The organism is Burkholderia sp. Bp8994 (assembly GCF_003853805.1).
Taxonomy (GTDB): domain Bacteria; phylum Pseudomonadota; class Gammaproteobacteria; order Burkholderiales; family Burkholderiaceae; genus Burkholderia.
In genome coordinates, this window is the sequence record NZ_QTQH01000008.1 from 76,426 (window position 1) to 96,938 (window position 20,513).

Here is a 20,513-nt window from a genome sequence, read left to right on the forward strand (position 1 = left end):
ATCGGGGTTTCCTCTTCCGTCCACGATTCCCCCATGACGTCTTCCCTGTCCCGCCCGAGCGGCCGCCGCGCCGACGAACTGCGCAAGGTCGCCCTCACGCGCCACTACACGAAACACGCCGAAGGCTCGGTACTCGTCGAATTCGGCGATACCAAGGTGATCTGCACCGCGAGCGTCGCCGAGCGCGTGCCCGAATTCCTGCGCGATCGCGGCCAGGGCTGGCTGACGGCCGAATACGGGATGCTGCCGCGCGCGACGCACACGCGCAGCGACCGTGAAGCGGCGCGCGGCAAGCAGACGGGCCGCACGCAGGAAATTCAGCGCCTGATCGGCCGTGCGCTGCGCGCGGTGTTCGATCTGGAGGCGCTCGGCCCGCGCACGATCCACATCGACTGCGACGTGATCCAGGCCGACGGCGGCACGCGCACGGCCAGCATCACCGGCGCCTTCGTCGCCGCGCACGACGCCGTGTCGAAGCTGATCGCGGCCGGCAAGCTCGCGCGCTCGCCGATCACCGACCACGTCGCCGCGATCTCGGTCGGCGTGTACGAAGGCGCGCCCGTGCTCGATCTCGACTACGCCGAAGATTCGCAGTGCGATACCGACATGAACGTCGTGATGACGGGCGCCGGCGGCTTCGTCGAAGTCCAGGGCACCGCCGAAGGCGTGCCGTTCTCGCGCGCCGAGATGAACGCGCTGCTCGACCTCGCGCAAAACGGGATCGGCCAGCTCGTGCAGCTGCAGAAGGACGTGCTGGGCGCCGGCCATGTCTGATGATCGCACCCTCGCGCCGCTGTCGCGCATCGTGCTCGCGTCGAACAACGCCGGCAAGCTGCGCGAATTCACCGCGCTGTTCTCGACGGTCGGCATCGAGATCGTGCCGCAGGGCGAGCTGGCCGTGCCCGAGGCGGAAGAACCGTTCGGCACGTTCATCGAGAATGCGCTGACGAAAGCGCGGCACGCGTCGCGGCTCACCGGCCTGCCGGCGATCGCCGACGATTCGGGGCTGTGCGTGCGCGCGCTGCGCGGCGCACCGGGCGTCTATTCGGCGCGCTACGCGCAGCGCGCGGGCGGCGCCAAGGGCGACGCGGCCAACAATGCGTACCTCGTCGAGCAGCTGCGCGGCGTCGCAGACCGACGCGCATACTATTGCTGCGTGCTCGCGCTGGTGCGCCACGCGGACGATCCCGAACCGCTGTTCGCCGAAGGCCGCTGGGTGGGCGAGATCGTCGACACGCCGCGCGGCGAGCACGGATTCGGCTACGACCCGTATTTCCACCTGCCGTCGCTCGGCGCGACGGCGGCCGAACTCGAGCCGGCCGTGAAGAACACGCACAGCCATCGCGCGCTCGCGCTGAAGGCGCTGCTCGCGCGGCTCGCGGAGGAACCGGCATGATCGTCTTCGTCACACATTTGCAACCGGAGGCCGCATGAGCCAGGCGGCGGAAACCGGCGCGCGCGTCGTCGCGACCTTCACGTCGCCCGGGCAGGTACGGCTCACGTCGCTGCCGCCGCTCGCGCTGTACGTGCATTTTCCGTGGTGCGTGCGCAAGTGCCCTTACTGCGATTTCAACTCGCACGAGTGGAAAGGCGAGCGGTTTCCGGAAACCGAGTACCTCGATGCGCTGCGCGCCGATCTCGAACAGGCGCTGCCGCTCGTCTGGGGCCGGCAGGTGCATACGGTGTTCATCGGCGGCGGCACGCCGAGCCTGCTGTCCGCGGCCGGCCTCGACCGGCTGCTGTCCGACCTGCGCGCGCTGCTGCCGCTCGATGCCGACGCCGAGATCACGCTCGAGGCGAACCCGGGCACGTTCGAGGCCGCGAAGTTCGCGCAATTCCGCGCGAGCGGCGTGAACCGCCTGTCGGTCGGCATCCAGAGCTTCAACGAAGGCCATCTGAAAGCGCTCGGCCGTATTCACGACACCGCGCAGGCGCGCGCGGCCGTCGAGATCGCCGCGAAGACGTTCGACAACTTCAACCTCGACCTGATGTTCGCGCTGCCGAACCAGACGCTCGACGAATGCCGGGCCGACATCGAGACCGCGCTGTCGTACGCGCCGCCGCATCTGTCGCTGTATCACCTGACGCTCGAGCCGAACACGCTGTTCGCGAAGTTTCCGCCCGCGGTGCCCGACGACGACGCGTCGGCCGACATGCAGGAATGGATCCACGCGCGCACGGCCGAGGCCGGCTACGACCGCTACGAAGTGTCGGCGTACGCGAAGCCGAATCATCAGTGCAAGCACAACCTGAACTACTGGCGCTTCGGCGACTATCTCGGAATCGGCGCGGGCGCGCACACGAAGCTGTCGTTCCCCAACCGGATCCTGCGGCAGGCGCGCTACAAGCATCCGGCCACCTTCATCGAACAGGCGATGGCCGGCACGCCGGTGCAGGAAGAGCGCGAAGTCGGTGCGCGCGACCTGCCGTTCGAGTTCATGCTGAACACGCTGCGGCTCGTCGAGGGCTTCCCGGTGCACGGCTTCGTCGAACGCACGGGTTTGCCGATCAGCACGATCGAGCCGGCACTGAAGGAAGCGGAACGGCGCGGGCTGATCACGCGCGATTTCGCGCAGATCGCGCCGACGCCGCTCGGCCAGCGTTTCCTCAACGACTTGCAGGAATTGTTCCTGCGTGACGATTGAAGCGGAACGAGGCGGCATTTCGGTTACAATGCCGCCTCGTGTGGAAGCGTGGCCGAGCGGTTTAAGGCACCGGTCTTGAAAACCGGCGACGGGAAACTGTCCGTGAGTTCGAATCTCACCGCTTCCGCCAGGAAGTTCGCCCAACCCCGTCCATTCATCGAATGACGGGGTTTTTGTTTGTCCGCGGCGCGCCGCGCACGCTGCCCGCCTCTGCCTGCCGACGCATCTCGCCCGATGCCGTTACAATCCGGCGCTCCGATTCGCGAAACGGGAAATCCACGTCATGAAGCCCTTCATCGCCTCGTCGCTCGTCGCCCTGCTGGCCGCCGTCGGCACGCACGCAGCGGCCGCCGATTCCGCCTCCGGCACCGACGCGCAAACACCGTCGTGCGCGATCGCGTACGTGAAGGGCGTCGGCGGCTCGCCGCGCGGCCTGCGCGAATATCTCGCGAGCCCGACGCCGTACAACTACCTGAAGGAAAACGAGCTCCAGTGCAAGGTATCGGATGACGGACGCGCGACGAACTGCACCGGCGTGACCTACATCCGCAACGAGCAGGTCAGCGTGTACGACGATTCCGACCCGGCGACGCTGACGGTCGTCGCACCGGTGGAACTCGAGCACGGCCAGAAGTATCCGGTGATCCTCGTGGTGCAGCGCAAGGACGCGCGCTGCACGCGGTAACACGCACCGCCTGCGGCACGCTCGACGTTGCCGCAGGCGACGCGCGCAGCCCTCACGGGCCGGGCCGCCATCGCCTAGAATTCGATCAGCACGGCGACACGACCGCCGCCGCAATTCGATGCCGCCCGCACCATCCGTGCGTGCGGCACACGGAGACCGCCATGACCGAACTGTCGACAGCGCCCGATCACGTCGATTACGAAGGCTTCGAGATCCATGTGGTGCCGGGCCTCGTCCCCGGCAGCGATGCGCGCTACACCTACACAGGCTATGTCTGCCATCCGGGCGTGAACCCCGCGCTGCCGGATCATGCCGTGCCGTTCCATGCGGACGGCGAAGAAAGCTTCGCGAGCGTCGAGGAAGCGGTGCATGAAGCCGTGCACATCGGCAAGACCATCATCGACGGCACGCATCCGGACCTGTCCGTTCTATCGCTCGTGACACACGGCTACTGAGCCGGTCGAGCACGCCGCTGCCGTAGCGTCCGGCACGCGCCGCGCGTGCGCAATCGTCGTGCCCGCAGGGTCACGTGTCATGTCACATCGCGTCGCGATGCGCGCCGGAAGCCCCGCCGAATCGCCATCATCCGCGAATCGGCACATCGCGCTTCGCGTGCTATGCGTTTGTCCCGATAACGCGCCGCGCGCAGACGCCTATCATTTTTTTATCGTCACCCTCCGGCACTCCCCCATGCCTTCTCTTCCCTGCCCGGGCGTCGACCGGCTGCGCATTGCCGCGCTGGTCGCCGCCGTCATGCTTGCCGCCTGCACGATCACGCCGCCCCCGTCGCTGCGCTCGATCCTGACGATTCCGTCGGTCATCCGCAGCGCGAATCGCGACCAGTACCGCGTGGAAGTCGCGCAGTGCGTCGCCGAGCACAATCCGTCCGCCGTGTCGCACGGGATGCCGCAGGCGATGCTGCGCTCGCTCGTCGTCGTCGCGTTCACCGTCGATCGCAGTGGCCAGCTCGTCAACGCATCCGTCTATCGCAGCAACGGCGACAGTGAAGCGGAAGCGCTCGCGCTCGCGTCGCTGCGCCGCTCGGCGCCACTGCCGCCACCGCCGTCGAAACTGCTGGACGGCAATGGCCGGCTCGAGATGATGGAAGGCTGGCTGTTCAACGACGACGGCCACTTCCAGTTGCAAAGCACCGCATCCGCGCAGGCGCAATCGATCGACTGAGCCCGCGCCCGCCCGCGTTTGCCGCCATGTCGCGGCGCTGGCTATAATTTTCCGCAATCGCGCGGCCACCCTCCCGCGCGCGTTCGCGCGCCGCACCCGGCATGCGAGCCGACCACGCCGGCACCGGGCGGCGGCGACCTATCCGTCTCCATCGTCGACCGGCGGGTGACGTCCGCGCCACGCCGCGCGTCCACGCCGCCGCCTCATCCGCTCGGCCGCTCCCGGCAAGCGCCCGCCTGCCCGAGCGCTCACCCGGCCGACCGCCCAACGACAAAACGGAGACATCCATGTCCGCATCTCCCCCGGCCGTTGCACACGCAACCGGTTCGGCCGGCGCCGTCAGCCACCGGCGCATCGTGTTCGCGAGCTTCATCGGCACCGCGATCGAGTTCTACGACTTCTACGTGTACGCGACCGCCGCGGCACTCGTCATCGGCCCCGTGTTCTTTCCGCACGGCTCCGCGACCGCCCAGGCGCTGTCCGCATTCGTCACGTTCGGCATCGCGTTCATCGCGCGGCCGATCGGCTCGTTCCTGTTCGGCCACTTCGGCGACCGCATCGGCCGCAAATCGACGCTCGTCGCGTCGCTGCTCGTGATGGGCGTGTCCACCACCGCGATCGGCTTCGTGCCCGGCTACGACACGATCGGTGCGCTCGCACCGGTGCTGCTGTGCGTGCTGCGCTTCGGCCAGGGGATCGGCCTCGGCGGCGAATGGGGCGGTGCGGCGCTGCTCGCGACCGAGCACGCGCCGCAAGGCAAGCGCGGCTGGTTCGGGATGTTCCCGCAGCTGGGCCCGTCGGTGGGCTTCCTGATGTCGAACGGGTTGTTCTTCGCGCTCGCGCTGTCGCTGTCCGACGAACAATTCCGCAGCTGGGGCTGGCGCATCCCGTTCCTCGTCAGCGCGGTGCTCGTCGCGCTCGGCCTGTACGTGCGGCTGAAAATCACCGAGACGCCGGCGTTCCAGGCCGCACTCGACCGCAACGAGCGCGTGCGCGTGCCGGTCGCGACGCTCGTCTCGCAACACTGGCAGCCGACGCTGCTCGGCGCGCTCGCGATGGTGGTCTGCTACACGCTGTTCTATATCTCGACGGTGTTCTCGCTGTCGTACGGCGTGTCGACGCTGCATATTCCGCGCCAGAGCTTCCTCGGCCTGCTGTGCTTCGCGGTCGTGTTCATGGGGCTTGCGACGCCGCTGTCGGCGTGGGCCTCGGACCGCTTCGGCCGCAAGCCGGTGCTGGTCGTCGGCGCGATCGCCGCGCTGTCGTCCGGCTTCGCGATGGAGCCGCTGCTCGGCAGCGGCTCGATGCCGCTCGTCGCGCTGTTCCTGACCATCGAGCTGTTCCTGATGGGCGTGACGTTCGCGCCGATGGGCGCGCTGCTGCCCGAATTGTTCCCGACCAACGTCCGCTATACGGGCGCGGGGGTCGCGTACAACCTCGGCGGGATCCTCGGCGCGTCGATCGCGCCGTACATCGCGCAGCTGCTCGCCGCGCGCGGCGGCCTGTCGTGGGTCGGCGGCTACGTGTCGGTTGCGGCGGCAATCAGCCTGGTCGGCGTGCTGCTGATGCGCGAAACCCGCGACGCATCGCTCGTCTGAGCCCTCGGGGCGCCCCGGGTTGGGCGGCGGGGGCCGCCGCTTACGTTCGATCCGGGGGCGCCGTCACGCACCCCGGGCTCCCTCCGCTGAAGGAGCCGCCGCAATGGACCTCCGCCTCGACAACGCCGACCTCGTCCTGATCCTGGCGCTCGCGCCGGGTGGCGCCCTGCTGCTCGCGGCGCGCTTCCGGCCGAAAACCTGGCGCGGCGTCCTGTTCGAGACGCTTCTCGCCAACCTGGCCGCCGTCGCCGCGGTGATGACGGTCGCAGCGCTGCTCGCCAGAACGCGCGGCCCGCTTCCCCCGGGCCGGTTCATGCCGATAGCGGGCTCGCGCTGGCCCTAGGCCGTCAGCCGGTCACGCAGCGCGCCATAGGCCGGCCCGACCGCATCGATCGCATCGAGTGCCTGCGCAACCGACGGCGGCGCGCCCGGTTCGCCGATCGACAGCGCGTTCGGCGCGCCGCCGATGCCGCAATGGTGACGCGACGTCGCGACGAAAATCATCACGGTCGGCCGCTGCAGCGCGTGCGCCATATGCACGAACCCGGTATCGACTCCCACCACGAGCGCGGCCCGACCGATGGCCGCACCCAGTTCGCGCACCGACATCGCCGGCAGCACGATCGCGCCCGACGCACGCGCGGCAATGTCCTGCGCAGCGTCGTGTTCGGCTGCCGATCCCCACGGCACGAGCACGCGCACGCCGCGCGCCATCATCTGCGTAGCCAGCGCGGCCCAGTGGTCGGCGGGCCATTGCTTGTCCGGATTGGACGTGGCGTGAAACAGCAGCATGAACGGCGCGCCGTCGGTCACGGCGGGCGGCAGGTTCGCATCCTGCGGCGGGACGATCCCGTAAGCGGCGCTGCCCTCGGGGACATAGCCCAGCGCCTCGCCGGCGCTCACGCGCATCCCGTGCCACGCGTCGCAGTCCGGCCGCGGGCCGAAGCGATGCGAGTAGGCGAAGCGGGCACCCGCCTCGCCGAGATCCTGCGTCTGATAGCCGACGCGGCGCGCGGCACGCGCGAGTGCCGAGATGATCGCGCTCTTGTAGACGCCGTGCAGGTCGATGACCGCATCGTAGCGGTGCGCGCGCAGCGCGCCGATCGACGCCGAGATCGCCTTCAGGTCGCCGCCGTTCCGGAGCTTCTTGAACCGCCGCAACGGCGCGCAAAGCACCTTGCTCACACCCGGATGCCAGCGCACGACCTCGGCGCATGATTCGTCGACGGCCCAGTCGACCGTTACGCCCGGAAAGGCACGGTGGAGGTCCGCGACGACAGGCAGCGTCTGGACGACGTCGCCGAGCGACGTCACTTTCACGATGAGGATGCGTTTCACTTTTCTTATGATGAATGGGGTGGGCCGGCCATTTGGTGATGCTAACGACGGTTGCCGCGTTGATACATTACGCCGACATTACATTTGCAACAAAGTGCGACGCTTTTGTGAGGATTTGTCGAGCCCCGGCTGCATCAGGTTCTTTTTATAATGCGCTCTTTGCCCTCCCGGCTTCCGCCGATGCAACGCCCCGCCCTTCCTGCCCTGCTTTCCGGGTTGTTTCCCGCCCTCACCCGCCGCTCGCTGCGGATCTGGCGCCAGTACGGCGTGTTCTGGCTCGGCGCGATCGCCGTGGGCCTCGCGGCCGTGCTGTACGCGCGGCTGATCGACTGGGGCTACGACACGTTCCGCACGATGCGCGACCACGCCGCGTGGCTGCCGCTGCTGCTGACGCCGTCGATCGCCGCCGCGTCGGCATGGCTCACGCGCCGCTTCTTCCGCGGCGCCGAGGGCAGCGGGATCCCGCAGGTCATTGCGACGCTGCATGCGAGCCCGGGCGCGTTCGGCGCGCGGCTGCTGACCCTGCGCATCCTGTTCGGCAAGGTCCTGATCTCGTTCATGGGCATCCTCGGCGGCTTCACGATCGGACGCGAAGGCCCCACCGTGCAGGTCGGCGCGTCGCTGATGTTCAACCTGCGGCGCTTCTACCCGCGCTCGAACGCGCAGATCGAACGACAGCTCGTACTCGCCGGCGCGGCGGCCGGCCTGTCGGCCGCGTTCAATACGCCGCTCGCCGGGATCGTGTTCGCGATCGAGGAGCTGACCCGCAGCTTCTCCGCCCGCGCAAGCGGCGTGCTGATCACCGCGATCATCCTCGCCGGTGTCGTCGCGCTGGGCCTGAACGGCAACTACACGTACTTCGGCACGATCGACGCCGGCCAGCATTTCCCGAAGATGCTCGCCGTCGCCGTGCTCGTCACCGCGCTCGTGACCGGCGTCGCGGGCGGCCTCTTCAGCTGGCTGCTGCTCAATACCGGGCGCTGGCTGCCCGCGCGCCTGCTCGGCCTGTATCGCGAGCGCCCGATCGCGTTCGCGGCGCTGTGCGGTTTCGTGATCGCCGTCGTCGGCCTCGTGTCGGGCGGGACGACGTTCGGCAGCGGCTATGCCGAGGCGCGCGGCCTGCTCGACGGCCATGAACGGCTGTCGGTGCTCTATCCGTTCCTGAAGATGGTGTCGATGGTCGCGTCGTACCTGCCGGGCATTCCGGGCGGGATCTTCGCGCCGTCGCTGTCGATCGGCGCCGGGTTCGGCAACCTGCTGCACCTCGTGTTCGGCGACATGAGCCTGCCGATGCTGATCGCGCTCGCGATGGTCGGCTACCTCGCGGCGGTCACGCAGTCGCCGATCACGTCGTTCGTGATCGTGATGGAGATGATCAACGGTCACGCGCTCGTGATTTCGCTGATGGCGACCGCGCTGGTGTCGAGCCGGATGGCGCGCTTCTTCGCGCCGCCGCTCTACGAAACACTCGCGCAGCGCTATCTCGCGCCGCCCGCGGCCGCCGCTGAACCCGCCGCGGCGCCGGCGGTTGCGGCCGGCGTCGTCGAGCCGCAGGACGCGGCCACCGCGCCCGCCGATCCGCTCGACACGCTGCGCGAACGGGACGGTGGCGAGCCGGAGGCCCCGGCGGCCGGCAACGCCGCCACGCACACGCCCGCGACGTCGCACGACGACGGACCGTCCGCTTCCGGCACGACCGCTTCCGGCACGACTCCTTCCGGCACGAGCGGCCCGGCGCAGACGGGCCCGCGTACCCCTCAGTAGATCACCACCGGCGCGGGCCGATAGTAGACGGGCCGCGCCGGCACGACGATACAGCCGGCGAGCGTGATCGCGACGAGCGCAATGGCAAGGGCGGTTCTTTTCATCGCGCGCCTCCGTCAGGCCCAGTGGCCGCGCGTCCAGAACCAGTTCGGGCCGCGCTGATCCCAGTGGCCCGGCACCCAGTGCATGCCGATACGCTCGGTTTCCCAGCGACCGCCGATCCAGACGTAGCGGCCATGATCCCAGTGCCAGTGACCGCGCTCCCACACATAGCCGACGCGTGCGTCGGGCACGACCTCGTAGCGCACCGGCGGCGGCGCGTTCGGCGCGACGACGACGATTTCCTCGGCGGGCGCGGCCACCGGTTCGGCGACGACCATCCGGCCCGACTGCACCATCACGGGCGTACCGACGAGGATTTCGTCGGCGCGTGCGGCGAGCGGCGCGGCGACGGCTGACAGGCCCGCGGCGAACAGTACGAGCGAAACGATACGGCGTTGAACGGTAGAGACAGCCATCACAACCTCCTGATTGACAAATGACGCGAGCGTATTCGTTCAATGCGGGAGATCGACCAACGGCCGACAGACGCCGTGTTACGGCGCGACCGAAAGTGCAACAGGGCGTAAGACGCGCACGGCGGCAGGCGCCACCGTGCGGGGGGACAGACAGCGGTCAGGCTTGCGGAATCTCGATCTTCACTTCGAGGACTTCGAGATCGTCCTGGCGCTCGAGGCTCACGCGGATGTCATCGTTCGAAATATGGACGTACTTCGAGATGACCGCGACCAGCTCCTTCTGCAGCGCCGGCAGGTAATCGGCCGGCGGCCGGCCGCCGACCCGCTCGTGCGCGATGATGAGCTGCAGGCGCTCCTTCGCGACCGATGCGGACTTCTTCTTCTCGCCGAGGAGAAACGAAAGGATGGACATGGGCGGCCTCCGTTACTTGCTGCCGAAGAGGCGCTGCAGCAGGCCCGGCTTCTGATAATCGGTGAAGCGCAGCGGCTTGTCCTCGCCGAGGAAGCGCGCGACGACGTCCTTGTACGCTTCCGCAACGTCGGTGCCGTCGATGTGCACGGCCGGCAGGCCCTGGTTCGAGGCGTGCAGCACGGCTTCCGATTCCGGCACCACGCCGATCAGCTTGATGCGCAGGATCTCGCTGATGTCCTCGAGCGACAGCATTTCGCCTTCGCTCACGCGCTTCGGGCTGTAGCGCGTGATCAGCAGGTGTTCCTTGATCGGATCCTTGCCTTCGGCCGCGCGCTTCGTCTTCGACGACAGGATGCCGAGAATGCGGTCCGAGTCGCGCACCGACGACACTTCCGGGTTCGTGACGATCAGCGCTTCGTCCGCGAAGTACATCGCGTGCAGCGCGCCCGCCTCGATACCGGCCGGCGAGTCGCAGACGATGTATTCGAAGTCCATCGCGACCAGGTCGTTCAGCACCTTCTCGACACCGTCACGCGTGAGCGCATCCTTGTCGCGCGTCTGCGATGCCGGCAGGATGAACAGGTTCTCGCACTTCTTGTCCTTGATCAGCGCCTGGTTCAGGTTCGCTTCGCCCTGGATCACGTTGACGAGGTCATACACCACGCGACGCTCGCAGCCCATGATGAGATCGAGGTTGCGCAGGCCGACGTCGAAGTCGATCACGGCCGTCTTGTGGCCGCGCAGCGCGAGGCCGGACGCGAAGCTCGCGCTGGTCGTCGTCTTGCCCACGCCGCCCTTGCCCGAAGTCACCACGATGATTTTTGCCATTTACCCAATACCCTGTGTTCGTCAATGAGAGCCGATCGACCCGGAGCGTGCCGCGTGAATCACGTCAGGCGCAGCGGTTCGATCATCAGTTTTTCCTCTTCGAGCCGGATCTGCACCGATTTGCCCAGTATGTCGGCGGGCAACGGGTTCTCGGTCGTTCGATAGATACCCGCGATCGAAATCAGTTCCGGCTCGAGACACGTGCAGAAAATGCGCGCGTCGTGATTGCCGTGCACGCCCGCGAGTGCGCGGCCGCGCAACGGCGCGTAGATGTGGATGTTGCCTTCCGCGATGATCTCGGCACCGTGACTGACCGGCGCCAGCACCACGAGGTCTCCTTTCGCGTAAATCTGCTGCCCCGAACGCAGCGGCCGGTCGATCACCAGCGTCTGGCCGCCCGCCGCAACCGGCGTCGGCTCAGGTTCCGGCGCCGGTTCGGCTGCCGCGGCAGCGGCCGGCGCCGCCTCCGCTTCGTCGGCCGGCTTCGCGGCCGACACGCGGCGATCGCGCGCCTCGAGCAACGGCAGGCCGGCTTCCCCCGCCCAGCCCTGCGTCGCCAGCGCGACGACGCCCACCGGGCGCATCCGCACGTCGTTCAGCATCTGGCGGATGTCGGCGAGCGCGACGCGTTCGCCGTCCGCGAGGCGGCGGACGTCGATCGCGACGACATCATCGGCGAAAAACTCGGGAGTCGCTTCGAAGCGCTTGACCAGTTCGGTACGCAACGCATCGAGATCGGTCGTCTTCACGGTGAACAGCAACGTATCGACCGATCCGCTGCGCAGCTCGAAGAATGGCGATTTTTTAAGCGACATGGACACTCTGCAAAAAATTTTTGCGTATTTTACAGGCGTCCACGCGTGCGGCCATTATTTTTGGGGAGCCAGGGGGCGACGGTCGCGGCGAGCGCGCAACCGGCAGGCGGGCAGTCGGGCGGGCGGCCGGGCCTTCATCACGCCGTGCGGCCCGCGCATTCATGCGTCAGGGTGTGTTGAAGTGCGACACGAACAACGACTTCATCGCGCCGGGCATCCGCGCGATCGGCGCATGCTCGCCCGTGTTGCCGAAGCCCGCCCGTTCGTAGAAACGGATCGCGTTGCGGTTCGCATCGGCGATCCATGCGTAGACGTCCCGCGCCCCGCGTTCGGCCAGCCACGCGGTAGCCGTTTCGAGCAACAGCACGCCGCCGCGCAGGTGGCGGACCGCGTGCGCGACCCACAGCTCGCTGACGAATGCGCGCCGCTCGGGCGTCGTGTCGAAATACGCGCCGATCATGCCGGCCGGATGGCCTTCGGTGTACAGCAGGAAAGTCGTCGACTCGTCGGACGCGGCACGCAGCGCGGCGATGGCCGCCGCCGCGTCGGAATCGACGTTCAGCAATTCGGCCTCCGGCGCTTCACCGGGCGCGTAGGGCTCACGCAGCGATGCGGCGCGGAGTTCGCGATACACGCCGCCCTGATCGGCAGCGATACGACGAACGGTCAAGGTCGAACTCATGCAGGCACAGCCCCCTTCGGACAGCAAGTTACTAGCTTCAACCGAAAGCGGGGCATGAGTCAAATCGTAATTTTCAAATGACAGCGCGGATCGAAAGGCAGCACGCGTCGCGCACGCGCGGGTGTGCGGGTGCAGCATCGACGCGTCGACGGGCCGCGACGCGTGGCAGTCCGAACGGCGAAGTCGGACGCGTCGCCCCGCTCGCCTTGTCATGCTTGGCATTCATGTGGTCAAGGTCCGACGTTACCCCGCAGCGGCGCCGTAATGATCCGTAATATATGTATCCCAAAAAGCCGCGCCGCCACGCGATGTCGCGTCGCATTTATTGCATTGCAACATTCGTTGCGGACCCCGCCGCCGCATACTCGCGCGTGTGGTCTGCCGTATTCATCCGACGAGAATACCGGCTGCGCGAGCGGATCGGGCCCGCTCCGGCCTGTTTCAATCACCGTGGCGCAGGCCCCTCCCGGCCCGCGTCCTGCACGGGCCGCCGTTTGGAGTCGCCCGCCTAGCGGCGGGGTTTGGAAAGCGCGCGCGACGGTCGTATAACTGGCACAACCGGACCACCGATCCGGTGCCGCGCGCCGTGCCGCGGACCCACGACGATTCGAACGACGACAAGCGCGTCACTCGGCCGCCGCACCCGCACACGCGGGAGCCGGCCCCGAAAAGGAGGGAGACAATGGCAATGACCGACGCATCGGCCTCGGGCTGGTCGGATGGCAAACGTTATCTGTGGCTGCTCGGCGCGGTGACGATCACGCTGCCGATCCTCTCGGCCCAGCTCGCGCTGTCGACGGGCCTCCACGTGTTCTGGTGGTTCGGCCCGCTGTTCGCGTTCGGCGTGATCCCGGTCCTGGACACGCTGATCGGCGACGATCGCGACAATCCGCCCGAAGCCGTCGTCCCGCATCTCGAACGCGAGCGCTACTACCGCTACATCGTCTATCTCGCGACGCTGGTCGAATACATCGCGTTCTTCATGTGCGTGCGGATCGTCGGCACGCATGCGCTCGCGTGGTACGACTACGTCGGCTTCGCGCTGTCGCTCGGCGCCGCAACGGGCATCTCGATCAACACCGCGCACGAACTCGGGCACAAGACCAGCCGCTTCGAGCGCTGGCTCGCGAAAGTCACGCTCGCGCCGGTGGCGTACGGGCACTTCTTCGTCGAGCACAACCGCGGCCATCACGTGCGCGTCGCGACGGCCGAGGATCCGGCGAGCGCGCGCTACGGCGAATCGTTCTGGGCCTTCCTGCCGCGCACGGTGACGGGCAGCATCCGCTCGGCGTGGCGCCTCGAGAAGGCACGCCTCGAGCGGCTCGGGCATTCGCCGTGGACCTGGCGCAACGAGGTGCTGCACGCGTGGGCGATGACCGTCGTCGTGTGGGGCATCGCGCTCGCGATGGCCGGCAAGATCGTGATCCCGTTCCTCGTGATCCAGGCCGTGTACGGCGCGTCGCTGCTCGAAGTCGTCAACTACGTCGAGCACTACGGGCTCGGCCGCCTCAAGCTGCCGAGCGGCCGCTACGAGCGCTGCACGCCGCAGCATTCGTGGAACAGCAATCACGTCGTCACCAACCTGTTCCTGTACCAGTTGCAGCGGCACGCCGACCATCACGCGAACCCGACGCGCTCGTACCAGGCGCTGCGACACTTCGACGACTCGCCGCAACTGCCGGCCGGCTACGCGACGATGATCCTGTTCGCCTATGTGCCGCCGCTCTGGTATCGCGTGATGAATCCGCGTGTCGTCGCGCACTATGGCGGCAACATGGCGCAATCGAACATCAAGCCATCGATCCGCGCTCGCGTGCTCGCGCAGTATTCGGCCGCGGGGTGACGCAGGACGGCGCGGTCGCGGTCGCGGTCGCGGTCGCGGTCGCGGTCGGCAATATCGTCACGCGGCCTGCGGCAGCCTGAACACGGCGACCGCGTGCCGCAGCGCGCTCGCCTGCTCGGCCAGCGCCTGCGTCGCCGCCGACGCCTGTTCGACCAGCGCCGCATTGCGCTGCGTCGCTTCATCCATCTGCGTGACCGCGACGTTCACCTGCTGGATGCCGCCGCTTTGCTCCTGCGAAGCGGACGAGATCTCGCCGACGATCGACGTGACCCGCTGCACCGCGCCGACGATCTCGTGGATCGATTCGCCCGCGCGCGCGATCAGCACGGCGCCCTCGTCGACCCGCCGCGTCGATTGCTCGATCAGCGCCTTGATCTCCTTCGCGGCGGCCGCGCTGCGCTGCGCGAGCGTGCGCACCTCCGACGCGACGACCGCAAAGCCGCGCCCCTGCTCGCCCGCGCGCGCCGCCTCGACGGCCGCGTTCAGCGCGAGGATGTTGGTCTGGAATGCGATGCCGTCGATGACCGCGATGATCTCGCCGACCTTCGCCGCGCTGGCGGCAATCCCGCTCATCGTGCCGACCGCGTCCGTCATCACGCCACCGCCCGCGGACGCGATGTCCGATGCGTCGCGTGCGAGCTGCGCCGCATGCTGCGCGTGTTCGGCCGACTGGCGCACGATGCCCGTCAGTTCGGTCATGCTGGCCGCGGTTTCCTCGAGCGAAGCAGCCTGCGCCTCGGTGCGCGACGACAGGTCGTGATTGCCCGCCGCGATCTGCGCGCTCGCGGTCGCGACGGCTTCGGCATGCGTACGCACCTCGAGCACGACACCCGACAGGCTCGCCTGCATCGTCTTCAATGCGCGCAGCAGATCGGCGATCTCGTCGCGGCCGGCCGCGTCGACGTCGCGCGTCAGGTCGCCGCCGGCCACCGCCTGTGCACAGGCCACGGCGCGATCGAGCGGCCGCAGGATCGCGCGGCTGAACAGGAACGCACCGATCATCGCGATGCCGAGCACGATCAGCATGAGCACGACGCTCGCCGCGGTCGCGTGGCGCGCATCGCGGCTCGCTTGCGACGATACGGCAGCACTCTCGTCGGCGATCGCCTTCGCCGCGCGCTCGAGCAGCGCGGCGGGCGCCCGGTCGACGCCCGCCACGGCCGCGTCCCCGGCCGTCGGCTCGAAGCCCGCGGCCTTGAACGCGTCGAACCCTCGCCGGTAGCCGTCGCCCATCGCCGCATGCGCGCGCATGAACTGCTCGACGAGCGTCCGGCTCTCGCCGGGCGGCAGCTCGCCGACGAGCTGCGCGGCGAGCGTGTCTACCGTGCGCTCGCGCGTCTGGAATGCCTGCCAGTACTTGTCGAGCTTGTCGGGCTGCTTGCCGCGCAGCAGCGTGTCCTTCCATTCCTGCACCTGCAGCTTGAACTGCACGAGCGTGGCCGATACGAGCCGCTCGTCGGCAACGTGCGTCTGCACGTCGTTCGCGAACGTGTCGATCGAGCGATTGAGAATGCGGATGCCGTACAGCGCGCCGCAGAACATCAGCAGCAGCGCAATGGCGAATGCGAGGGGAATCTTGTAGCTCAGCTTCATGGGACCTTGGATCGTCGGAGAACGGCGACCGCGCAAAAAAGCGCGAGCCGCCGACCGCTCTGTTAACGGCGCGCGAGGTCAAGGCTGAAGCGGGCAAGCGGCGGCGGGAACCGTGCGGGTCGAGCACGAAGCCCGTGGCGATCCGTGGGCGGCGGGAACCGAGGCAACAACGCCCAAGCGGGTGCCGGCCGATCGGTACGCGCGCGCGTACCGCACATCGCATCCACGCTCGCCACCGGGCGACCAAAACGAAAAACCCCGTGATCCTTCCGGATCACGGGGCTTCGTATTTTGGCGGAGAGGGTGGGATTCGAACCCACGGTACGGGGAAACCGTACGCCTGATTTCGAGTCAGGTACATTCGACCACTCTGCCACCTCTCCTTCCTTGCTGCTTCATTTCCCGGTTGGTCGTGTCCGGGAAAGAAAAGATTATAGAACGATCTCTTCGTAACTCACAAGCGTTTTTTGCAAATTTTTTTGCGAGCCCGTCGAAGACCGATCGCGCAGCGATCTCACGACGCCTGCGCCGGCGCTTCGATTCGCTCCATGCCGCCCATGTACGGACGCAGCGCCTCGGGCACCGTGACCGAACCGTCGGCATTCTGGTAGTTCTCCAGCACTGCGACGAGCGTGCGGCCGACCGCGAGGCCGGAGCCGTTCAGCGTATGCACGAGTTCCGGCTTGCCCTGCGCGTTGCGGAAACGCGCCTGCATCCGGCGCGCCTGGAACGCTTCGGTGTTCGAGCAGCTCGAGATCTCGCGATAGGTGTTCTGCGCGGGCAGCCACACTTCGAGGTCGAACGTCTTCGCGGCCGAGAAGCCCATGTCGCCCGTGCACAGCGTGATCACGCGGTACGGCAGGCCGAGCTTCTGCAGGATCGCCTCCGCGTGGCCGACCATCTCGTCGAGTGCCGCATACGACGCGTCCGGCGCGACGACCTGCACCATCTCGACCTTGTCGAACTGGTGCTGGCGGATCATCCCGCGCGTGTCGCGGCCATACGAGCCGGCTTCGGAGCGGAAGCACGGCGAATGCGCGGTCAGCTTGATCGGCAGCGCGGAGCCTTCGACGATCGACTCGCGCACGGTGTTCGTCAGCGAAATCTCGGACGTGGAGATCAGGTACTGCGTGATCGTGTTTTCGGCGCCGCCCTTCTCGACGCGGAACATGTCGTCCGCGAACTTCGGCAGCTGGCCCGTGCCGTACAGGATCTCGGGATTCACGATGTACGGCGTGTACGTCTCGCTGTAGCCGTGCTGCAGCGTGTGCGTGTCGATCATGAACTGCGCGAGCGCGCGGTGCAGGCGTGCGATCGAGCCGCGCAGCATCGTGAAGCGTGCGCCGGCGAGCTTCGCGCCGGTTTCGAAATCGAGGCCGAGCGGCGTGCCGACGTCGACGTGATCCTTCACCTCGAAGTCGAACTGGCGCGGCGTGCCCCAGCGGCGCACTTCGACGTTGTCGGCTTCGTCCTTGCCGACCGGCACGCTTTCGTGCGCGATGTTCGGCATGCCCAGCATCAGGTCGGACAGGCGCGTCTGGATCTCGCCGAGCTTGGCCTCCGACGCCTTCATTTCGTCGCCGATCCCGCCGACTTCGGCCATGACGGCCGACGTGTCCTCGCCCTTCCCCTTCATCGCGCCGATCTGCTTCGACAGGCTGTTGCGGCGCGCCTGAAGCTCTTCGGTACGGGTCTGGATCGCACGGCGTTCCGCTTCGAGGGCGGAGAACGCGGCGACGTCGAGGGTGTAGCCGCGATCGGCGAGGCGCTTCGCGACGCCGTCGAGGTCTTTGCGCAGCAACTGGATGTCGAGCATGGGAGGACTTGGAAAATCGTTGTGTAAGACGGGAATTCTAACGCACCGCGGGGCCGCCACGGCATTGGCCGGATGGACAGTGCCGCAAACGCGCGACGGGCGTGGCAGTATCGCATTGCCGGCCTGCGCGCCCGCAGCCGGCGAAGCGCGTTGCGCGACGCCGCGGCGCAGCGCGCGACAGCCGCCCCGGCCGGGCGCAACGCGGCGGGCAACGCACCCGTCTTCGCATCACCATCACCCGAGGGAACCCGATGGCCATCGAACTGGACAAGGATGTTCGCGACCGCGCGATCGCGTCGCTGCAACGGTATTTCACAGAAAACATGGACGAGCCGATCGGCAACATCCAGGCCGGTGCGCTGCTGCATTTCTTCGTCGAGGAAATCGCGCCGGCAATCTACAACCTCGCGATCGCCGATGCGCAGGCGCGCCTGCACGCACGGGTCGCCGAGCTCGACATCGACTGCCACGAGGAGCCGTTCGAGTACTGGAAGAAGCAGCCGGGCCGCCGGCGCTGACACGCCCCCCGGCAGCGCCGGCCGTCGGGCCGCGCGCAGCCGGTCAGTCCTTCTTGCCGGCCTCGCGGTCGAGCTCGCGCAGCCACGCGAGCTTGTCGGCGATCTTCGATTCGAGCCCGCGCGGCACCGGCTTGTACCAACGCGGCTCGCGCATCCCTTCCGGAAGATACGACTCGCCGGCCGCATAGGCATTCGGCTCGTCGTGTGCGTAGCGATACGCATGGCCGTAGCCGAGTTCCTTCATCAGCTTGGTCGGCGCATTGCGCAGATGCACGGGCACCTCGCGCGACTTGTCCTGCTTCACGAACGCCATCGCCTGGTTGAACGCGTTGTAGCCCGCATTGCTCTTCGCCGCGCACGCGAGATAGATCACCGCCTGCCCGAGCGCCAGCTCGCCTTCGGGCGAGCCGAGCCGCTCGTAGGTCTCGGCCGCGTCGTTCGCCACCTGCAGTGCGCGCGGATCGGCGAGGCCGATGTCTTCCCACGCCATCCGCACGATGCGCCGCGCGAGATATTTCGGATCCGCGCCGCCGTCGATCATCCGGCAGAACCAGTACAGCGCACCGTCCGGGCTCGAACCGCGCACCGACTTGTGCAGCGCCGAGATCTGGTCGTAGAAGTTGTCGCCGCCCTTGTCGAAGCGCCGCGCGTTCAGCGTCATCGCGCTGCTGACGAACTCGGCATCGATGGTCGTGACCTTGGCCGAGGCTGCGGCCGTCTGCGCCTGCTCGAGCAGGTTCAGGAAGCGCCGCGCGTCGCCGTCCGCATAACCGATGAGCGTATCGATCGCCTTGTCGTCGAACGCGAGCCCGTCGAGCGCGATTTCCTGCGCGCGCTTGAGCAGCTGACGCATCTCGTCGTCGTTCAGCGACTGCAGCACGTACACCTGCGCCCGCGACAGCAGCGCCGAGTTGACTTCGAAGCTCGGGTTCTCGGTCGTCGCGCCGATGAAGGTCACGAGCCCCGACTCGACGAACGGCAGCAGCGCATCCTGCTGCCCCTTGTTGAAGCGGTGGATTTCGTCGACGAACAGGATCGTGTGGCGGCCGGTGCGATTCAGCGTGTCCTTCGCCTGCTCCATCGACTCGCGGATGTCCTTCACGCCGCCGAGCACCGCGGACAGCGCGATGAACTCGCAGTCGAACGCGAGCGCGGTGAGGCGCGCGAGCGTCGTCTTGCCGACGCCGGGCGGCCCCCACAGGATCATCGAATGCGGCTTGCCGGATTCGAACGCGAGCCGCAGCGGCTTGCCTTCGCCCAGCAGATGCGTCTGGCCGATCACCTCGGCGAGCGTCTTCGGCCGCAGCGCCTCGGCGAGCGGCCGGCGCGGCTCGACTTGAAACAGGTCGGACATGAACCCTCGCTCCAGATCAAACGATGGCGGCCGAACGGGCCGCCGGACCCGACATTATGACAGCCGCGCGACTGCACCGCCGCGCCTGGTGCTTGCGCCCGATCCCGACGCCCGATGCCCGCGCCCGATGCCCGCGCCCCAAAAAACAACACGGGCCTGCCGTCGCCGGCAGGCCCGTGTCGGGAAAACGGCGTGGTGCCGATCAGCCGTTGATCACGTCCGCGCCCTTCGGCACGACGAACTTGAACGTATCGCTCTTCAGCGGCGGGTTCGTCTGGATGTTCGTGAACGTGAGCAGCGTGACGTTGCCGAACACGTCGTGCAATTCCATCGCGGCGAGCGTGCCGTTGCGGAAGCCGATGCCGATCCGCTGGAATTGCGTGTCCTGCGCCTTCGGCAGCATCTCGAGCCACTCGATGCCACCCTTCTCGCCGGCATCGCGCAGCGTGTAGTTCTTGTCGAGATCGTTGCTGCCGAACAGGATCGCGGCCGGGCTCGCGCCCAGCGCGCCGTTCAGCTTGCGTTCGGTGACCTGGTTCAGGTCGCGGTCGTACACGTAGAGCTTGTCGCCGTCGGCCTGCAGCACCTGCTGGTACGGCTTCTGGTACGTCCAGATGAACTTGCCCGGACGCGAGAACACGAACGTGCCGCTCGAGTTGTCGTTCGGCTTCGGCGCGGCCTGCACGGCGCTCGCGCCCTTCGCCGGCGCCTTGACGATCTGCTGCGTGAAATCGCCTTTCGCCGAGCGCACCTGCGACACGAAGGCCTTCAGCTGCTCGGTGCCGCCCGCGAACGCGTGCGTCGCCGCGAGCATCAGCGATGCGCCGGCGAGCGCCGCGCCGAGCCAGCGCCGCGTCGAACGAAGGGACACTGCGAACGAATGTTGCTGCATATTGCGGTTTTCTCCCTGGGTGGCCGGCGC

Annotated in this window: 21 protein-coding genes and 2 tRNA genes; 12 read left to right on the forward strand and 11 right to left on the reverse strand. The window is 67.8% G+C overall.

From position 1 onward, the window contains the following. Positions 1-33 precede the first annotated feature (33 nt). The 9 genes from rph (at position 34) to DIE04_RS10330 (ending at position 6,453) form a co-directional block, all read left to right on the forward strand. Positions 34-774: a ribonuclease PH gene (gene rph / locus DIE04_RS10285; RefSeq protein ID WP_124487793.1), complete on the forward strand. Its 741-nt coding sequence runs from the start codon at positions 34-36 to the stop codon at positions 772-774. Then, positions 767-1,396, forward strand: coding sequence for an RdgB/HAM1 family non-canonical purine NTP pyrophosphatase (rdgB, locus tag DIE04_RS10290; protein ID WP_124521664.1), 630 nt, complete (start codon positions 767-769; stop codon positions 1,394-1,396). Before rph ends, rdgB begins: the two co-directional genes overlap by 8 nt. 34 nt (positions 1,397-1,430) lie before the next feature. Then, a complete protein-coding gene (gene hemW / locus DIE04_RS10295) occupies positions 1,431-2,645 on the forward strand; it encodes a radical SAM family heme chaperone HemW (protein WP_124521662.1) in 1,215 nt (404 codons plus the stop codon). A 42-nt stretch (positions 2,646-2,687) separates the two neighbouring features. Further along, positions 2,688-2,775 (forward strand) — tRNA-Ser (locus DIE04_RS10300). 153 nt (positions 2,776-2,928) lie between these two features. Further along, on the forward strand, positions 2,929-3,330 hold the full coding sequence (locus DIE04_RS10305) for a hypothetical protein (protein WP_044848554.1): 402 nt from the start codon (positions 2,929-2,931) through the stop codon (positions 3,328-3,330). 161 nt (positions 3,331-3,491) lie between these two features. Further along, positions 3,492-3,785 (forward strand): hypothetical protein, encoded by a 294-nt coding sequence (locus DIE04_RS10310; RefSeq protein ID WP_044848553.1) that lies wholly within the window; start codon positions 3,492-3,494, stop codon positions 3,783-3,785. A gap of 235 nt (positions 3,786-4,020) precedes the next feature. Beyond that, a complete protein-coding gene (locus DIE04_RS10315) occupies positions 4,021-4,512 on the forward strand; it encodes an energy transducer TonB (RefSeq protein ID WP_044848527.1) in 492 nt (163 codons plus the stop codon). Between the two features lie 287 nt (positions 4,513-4,799). Further along, entirely contained in the window at positions 4,800-6,110 is a 1,311-nt protein-coding gene (locus tag DIE04_RS10325; protein ID WP_124521660.1) for an MFS transporter, read from the forward strand. A gap of 103 nt (positions 6,111-6,213) precedes the next feature. Next, positions 6,214-6,453 carry a hypothetical protein gene (locus tag DIE04_RS10330; protein WP_124572986.1) on the forward strand — a complete coding sequence of 80 codons (240 nt, stop codon included), beginning with the start codon at positions 6,214-6,216 and terminating at the stop codon, positions 6,451-6,453. On the opposite strand, the gene waaC is transcribed toward DIE04_RS10330, so the two are convergent. Further along, the gene (gene waaC / locus DIE04_RS10335) at positions 6,450-7,448 is read right to left on the reverse strand and encodes a lipopolysaccharide heptosyltransferase I (RefSeq protein ID WP_124487788.1); all 999 of its coding nucleotides are present in this window, start codon (positions 7,446-7,448) and stop codon (positions 6,450-6,452) included. The genes DIE04_RS10330 and waaC overlap by 4 nt on opposite strands. Before the next feature lie 180 nt (positions 7,449-7,628). Between waaC and DIE04_RS10340 the strand changes: the two genes are divergently transcribed. Continuing rightward, complete coding sequence (locus tag DIE04_RS10340) at positions 7,629-9,212, forward strand: chloride channel protein (protein ID WP_260426261.1); 1,584 nt, start codon at positions 7,629-7,631, stop codon at positions 9,210-9,212. A gap of 116 nt (positions 9,213-9,328) precedes the next feature. Here the strand turns inward: DIE04_RS10340 and DIE04_RS10345 are convergent, their stop codons facing one another. The 5 genes from DIE04_RS10345 to DIE04_RS10365 all read right to left on the reverse strand — a co-directional run bounded on the left by DIE04_RS10345 (position 9,329) and on the right by DIE04_RS10365 (position 12,605). Next, positions 9,329-9,730 carry a YXWGXW repeat-containing protein gene (locus DIE04_RS10345; RefSeq protein ID WP_124487787.1) on the reverse strand — a complete coding sequence of 134 codons (402 nt, stop codon included), beginning with the start codon at positions 9,728-9,730 and terminating at the stop codon, positions 9,329-9,331. Between the two features lie 157 nt (positions 9,731-9,887). Further along, positions 9,888-10,142 (reverse strand): cell division topological specificity factor MinE, encoded by a 255-nt coding sequence (gene minE / locus DIE04_RS10350; RefSeq protein ID WP_006486661.1) that lies wholly within the window; start codon positions 10,140-10,142, stop codon positions 9,888-9,890. Between the two features lie 12 nt (positions 10,143-10,154). Continuing rightward, positions 10,155-10,970: a septum site-determining protein MinD gene (minD, locus tag DIE04_RS10355; RefSeq protein ID WP_044849298.1), complete on the reverse strand. Its 816-nt coding sequence runs from the start codon at positions 10,968-10,970 to the stop codon at positions 10,155-10,157. Between the two features lie 59 nt (positions 10,971-11,029). Then, entirely contained in the window at positions 11,030-11,785 is a 756-nt protein-coding gene (gene minC, locus DIE04_RS10360; protein ID WP_124521656.1) for a septum site-determining protein MinC, read from the reverse strand. Between the two features lie 166 nt (positions 11,786-11,951). Further along, the gene (locus tag DIE04_RS10365; protein WP_260426262.1) at positions 11,952-12,605 is read right to left on the reverse strand and encodes a GNAT family N-acetyltransferase; all 654 of its coding nucleotides are present in this window, start codon (positions 12,603-12,605) and stop codon (positions 11,952-11,954) included. A 544-nt stretch (positions 12,606-13,149) separates the two neighbouring features. Here DIE04_RS10365 and DIE04_RS10370 point away from each other — a divergent pair. Further along, a complete protein-coding gene (locus DIE04_RS10370; RefSeq protein ID WP_124521654.1) occupies positions 13,150-14,310 on the forward strand; it encodes an alkane 1-monooxygenase in 1,161 nt (386 codons plus the stop codon). Positions 14,311-14,367: 57 nt separating this feature from the next. Here DIE04_RS10370 and DIE04_RS10375 read toward each other — a convergent pair whose 3' ends face one another. From DIE04_RS10375 to serS, 3 genes are all read right to left on the reverse strand, one after another. After that, on the reverse strand, positions 14,368-15,903 hold the full coding sequence (locus DIE04_RS10375; RefSeq protein ID WP_124521652.1) for a methyl-accepting chemotaxis protein: 1,536 nt from the start codon (positions 15,901-15,903) through the stop codon (positions 14,368-14,370). A gap of 292 nt (positions 15,904-16,195) precedes the next feature. Next, positions 16,196-16,286, reverse strand: a tRNA-Ser gene (locus tag DIE04_RS10380). A gap of 131 nt (positions 16,287-16,417) precedes the next feature. After that, complete coding sequence (serS, locus tag DIE04_RS10385; protein ID WP_044849213.1) at positions 16,418-17,719, reverse strand: serine--tRNA ligase; 1,302 nt, start codon at positions 17,717-17,719, stop codon at positions 16,418-16,420. A gap of 251 nt (positions 17,720-17,970) precedes the next feature. Between serS and DIE04_RS10390 the strand changes: the two genes are divergently transcribed. Then, positions 17,971-18,237 (forward strand): DUF2164 domain-containing protein, encoded by a 267-nt coding sequence (locus DIE04_RS10390; RefSeq protein ID WP_124521649.1) that lies wholly within the window; start codon positions 17,971-17,973, stop codon positions 18,235-18,237. 43 nt (positions 18,238-18,280) lie between these two features. On the opposite strand, the gene DIE04_RS10395 is transcribed toward DIE04_RS10390, so the two are convergent. Both DIE04_RS10395 and lolA read right to left on the reverse strand, forming a co-directional pair. Continuing rightward, positions 18,281-19,591, reverse strand: coding sequence for a replication-associated recombination protein A (locus DIE04_RS10395; RefSeq protein ID WP_044849211.1), 1,311 nt, complete (start codon positions 19,589-19,591; stop codon positions 18,281-18,283). A gap of 202 nt (positions 19,592-19,793) precedes the next feature. After that, positions 19,794-20,483 (reverse strand): outer membrane lipoprotein chaperone LolA, encoded by a 690-nt coding sequence (lolA, locus tag DIE04_RS10400; RefSeq protein ID WP_044846204.1) that lies wholly within the window; start codon positions 20,481-20,483, stop codon positions 19,794-19,796. Positions 20,484-20,513: the final 30 nt, after the last annotated feature.

What these genes read in the sequence shown, in the direction of transcription:
- rph (WP_124487793.1), top strand. Translation starts at nt 34, where the DNA reads ATGACGTCTTCCCTGTCCCGCCCGAGCGGCCGCCGCGCCGACGAACTG.
- rdgB (WP_124521664.1), top strand. Translation starts at nt 767, where the DNA reads ATGTCTGATGATCGCACCCTCGCGCCGCTGTCGCGCATCGTGCTCGCG.
- hemW (WP_124521662.1), top strand. Translation starts at nt 1,431, where the DNA reads ATGAGCCAGGCGGCGGAAACCGGCGCGCGCGTCGTCGCGACCTTCACG.
- DIE04_RS10305 (WP_044848554.1), top strand. Translation starts at nt 2,929, where the DNA reads ATGAAGCCCTTCATCGCCTCGTCGCTCGTCGCCCTGCTGGCCGCCGTC.
- DIE04_RS10310 (WP_044848553.1), top strand. Translation starts at nt 3,492, where the DNA reads ATGACCGAACTGTCGACAGCGCCCGATCACGTCGATTACGAAGGCTTC.
- DIE04_RS10315 (WP_044848527.1), top strand. Translation starts at nt 4,021, where the DNA reads ATGCCTTCTCTTCCCTGCCCGGGCGTCGACCGGCTGCGCATTGCCGCG.
- DIE04_RS10325 (WP_124521660.1), top strand. Translation starts at nt 4,800, where the DNA reads ATGTCCGCATCTCCCCCGGCCGTTGCACACGCAACCGGTTCGGCCGGC.
- DIE04_RS10330 (WP_124572986.1), top strand. Translation starts at nt 6,214, where the DNA reads ATGGACCTCCGCCTCGACAACGCCGACCTCGTCCTGATCCTGGCGCTC.
- DIE04_RS10340 (WP_260426261.1), top strand. Translation starts at nt 7,629, where the DNA reads ATGCAACGCCCCGCCCTTCCTGCCCTGCTTTCCGGGTTGTTTCCCGCC.
- DIE04_RS10345 (WP_124487787.1), bottom strand. Translation starts at nt 9,730, where the DNA reads ATGGCTGTCTCTACCGTTCAACGCCGTATCGTTTCGCTCGTACTGTTC.
- minE (WP_006486661.1), bottom strand. Translation starts at nt 10,142, where the DNA reads ATGTCCATCCTTTCGTTTCTCCTCGGCGAGAAGAAGAAGTCCGCATCG.
- minD (WP_044849298.1), bottom strand. Translation starts at nt 10,970, where the DNA reads ATGGCAAAAATCATCGTGGTGACTTCGGGCAAGGGCGGCGTGGGCAAG.
- minC (WP_124521656.1), bottom strand. Translation starts at nt 11,785, where the DNA reads ATGTCGCTTAAAAAATCGCCATTCTTCGAGCTGCGCAGCGGATCGGTC.
- DIE04_RS10365 (WP_260426262.1), bottom strand. Translation starts at nt 12,605, where the DNA reads ATGCTGCACCCGCACACCCGCGCGTGCGCGACGCGTGCTGCCTTTCGA.
- DIE04_RS10370 (WP_124521654.1), top strand. Translation starts at nt 13,150, where the DNA reads ATGGCAATGACCGACGCATCGGCCTCGGGCTGGTCGGATGGCAAACGT.
- DIE04_RS10375 (WP_124521652.1), bottom strand. Translation starts at nt 15,903, where the DNA reads ATGAAGCTGAGCTACAAGATTCCCCTCGCATTCGCCATTGCGCTGCTG.
- serS (WP_044849213.1), bottom strand. Translation starts at nt 17,719, where the DNA reads ATGCTCGACATCCAGTTGCTGCGCAAAGACCTCGACGGCGTCGCGAAG.
- DIE04_RS10390 (WP_124521649.1), top strand. Translation starts at nt 17,971, where the DNA reads ATGGCCATCGAACTGGACAAGGATGTTCGCGACCGCGCGATCGCGTCG.
- DIE04_RS10395 (WP_044849211.1), bottom strand. Translation starts at nt 19,591, where the DNA reads ATGTCCGACCTGTTTCAAGTCGAGCCGCGCCGGCCGCTCGCCGAGGCG.
- lolA (WP_044846204.1), bottom strand. Translation starts at nt 20,483, where the DNA reads ATGCAGCAACATTCGTTCGCAGTGTCCCTTCGTTCGACGCGGCGCTGG.